At 66.9% G+C, this 2,045-nt stretch carries 4 protein-coding genes; 2 read left to right on the top strand and 2 right to left on the bottom strand.

The features are described from left to right. Positions 1-270: 270 nt before the first annotated feature. Entirely contained in the window at positions 271-441 is a 171-nt protein-coding gene (locus tag ACZ4MF_RS48890; RefSeq protein WP_467500912.1) for a DUF6207 family protein, read from the bottom strand. 418 nt (positions 442-859) lie between these two features. On the opposite strand from ACZ4MF_RS48890, the gene ACZ4MF_RS48885 reads away from it, so the two are divergent. Then, entirely contained in the window at positions 860-1,042 is a 183-nt protein-coding gene (locus tag ACZ4MF_RS48885) for a hypothetical protein (RefSeq protein WP_467500910.1), read from the top strand. Between the two features lie 75 nt (positions 1,043-1,117). Beyond that, a complete protein-coding gene (locus ACZ4MF_RS48880) occupies positions 1,118-1,357 on the top strand; it encodes a hypothetical protein (protein ID WP_467500908.1) in 240 nt (79 codons plus the stop codon). Positions 1,358-1,624: 267 nt separating this feature from the next. Here the strand turns inward: ACZ4MF_RS48880 and ACZ4MF_RS48875 are convergent, their stop codons facing one another. Beyond that, positions 1,625-1,819 (bottom strand): DUF1918 domain-containing protein, encoded by a 195-nt coding sequence (locus tag ACZ4MF_RS48875; protein ID WP_467500906.1) that lies wholly within the window; start codon positions 1,817-1,819, stop codon positions 1,625-1,627. Positions 1,820-2,045: the final 226 nt, after the last annotated feature.

Below are 2,045 nucleotides of genomic sequence, written 5' to 3'. Positions count from 1 at the left end.
GGCCCTTCCTTCATGCCTCGACGTCGGCCAACTCACCCGATCCAGGACTCCGTTCGAACCAGATCGAGCACACGAACGGATAGAGAACGGCCAGTGAGAGGGATCGGACGACGACCGGGAGGCCACTCCGCTTGCCGCACTGTGTCCGGACGTCGGTCGTCACGTCGTCGCCCAGCGGGCGACTTCGCTCGGAGCCTCACGAGCCTCGGGCTGATGTGGCACCGTGGACGCGGCGGGTCCGTTACTCCCCCCGTGGTGACGGACCACGTCTCAATCCGTGCCAGGCGCTCCGGCAGGGTGGCCTCCCCGAGGACCTGTGGCAGGGCTGTACATCCGCAGCCGCACACCGGGCTGGCCGGCATCCCGGGTGGTGCGCTCGGCGGTCGTGGTCCCCCAGGTTCGGGCGATCGCAGCCTGGAAGGCGAAGACGGTGTCGTCGATATCGCGGCGCGTCAGAGGCTGTCAGACCCGTGGTGCACACTCCGGCCATGTTGCGTACAGAGGACCGATGTTGGGCCCGTATCAACTCCGGCGAGAGTGCGGGGCCCCGCTCGCCTACGCCAGCCCTCGTTGCGAAGACCTCACCACCCCCGATCACTGCGTGCCCTGGGAGCTCGCCTGCTACCGGTGGGCCATGTCCCGCAGGGTGGCACGGCAGCTGTTTCGGTTCCGGTTGCGGGGGTGATCTGGGGTTGGGGTTCGGTTGGCTCGGTGGTGAAGAGCTCGGCCATGTAGCCGTACGGACGAGAGTCCCGGTCGTTTCGGCTGGAGCTGGACGCACCCCCAGAGGGAGGAACAGCGGGTGCGTCTCCGTCGGTGACTGGAAGGCTTCTCACTGATCCGTCTCGGGAGGTTTTCCATGAACGCCGTCCGCCGCGTCATCGCCACCATTGCGTTGGCAGCAGTCCTTGCCTTGGGGAGCGTCACGTTGGCCGCGCCTGCACAGGCTCAAGCCCTTGGTGCCGGCGCCCCGTCCGGCGGTCCTCTGGGTGACCTCGGAAGTGATGTCACCAGCCTCATCGGCGTGCCGCTCAGCCTCTGAGACCATGAGCGCTCGGCCCTGACACCGGCCGTTTCGGCCAGAGCGTCGCGTGTCGACCAGTGAGGATCCATGTGCGTGGCAGATATCCCCGATGAGCTGGTCGAGCTGGAACGTTCCGCCGAGGTCGAGCGCGCGAAACTGGCCGGCCTCGTCGGCGAGGAGTGCGACGCGCAGTGGACCCGGTGGCGTGAGGCGGCCGCGGCGGCGCAGTCCGCGATCACCGCGCACGCTGAGGCCGAGGGGAAGTCGCGGTACGACGTGGAGATGGCCGTGAAGCGGACCGTCCGGCATCCGGAGGGGGAGGCCGGACAGTAGCCAGCCCCGGTGCTTCGCGCCGGGGCTGGGGTTGGTGCCGGAGTATGGGCTGATGTTGAGGCGAGCCTATGACTCGCCACTGACAGCGCGGGGCCGCGTCGACAGCTGGTGTTCGTCGACGGGCGGCGCCTCGCCGTAGACGTCTTCGAAGCGATCATGCGGTCAGCATGGCATACACTCACGCCTCGCCCGGCTGGCTCGTCAATATGGTGCGGGCCTCATCGGCGGTCAGGGTGACTCGCGCGTCGGGAAAGCTGCGGTCCAGTGTCAGTTGCTGTGCTCTGGAGGCTTGATGACGCAGTCCGGGCCGGGCCACATGACTGTCTCGTGGCCGTCTTCCGCGCGGACGCGGAAGGGTGGTTCGCCGTTGGTTCCCAGCACTTCGACGATCTCTACGACGTGGTCGCCTTGCCCGACAGTCCTGCCGTGCACCAGCAATTGGTCGCCCGTTTTGGCGTGCATCTGGGATCCTCCATTATTTGGGTGGTCGTGGCTCCGGGGAGGCCCGGGGTGGCGCCGCCCGCCACTCCTTCATATCTCTGTGTAATCTAAATGTCACTTTTAGTTGCTGTCATTGGTGCGCTGACCTGTCGCACCGATTCCTAATGTCGTTTGTCAAGCCGCGAGGGCTGCGGGCGGCACGAGCTCGTAGGTCCGTCCGTCGCGCAGGAGGGCCCAGAGGACGTTC

Source organism: Streptomyces sp. NPDC025793 (assembly GCF_055558375.1).
The sequence above is the reverse complement of the archived record's forward strand: the minus strand, read 5'-3'. Positions and strand labels throughout refer to the sequence as shown.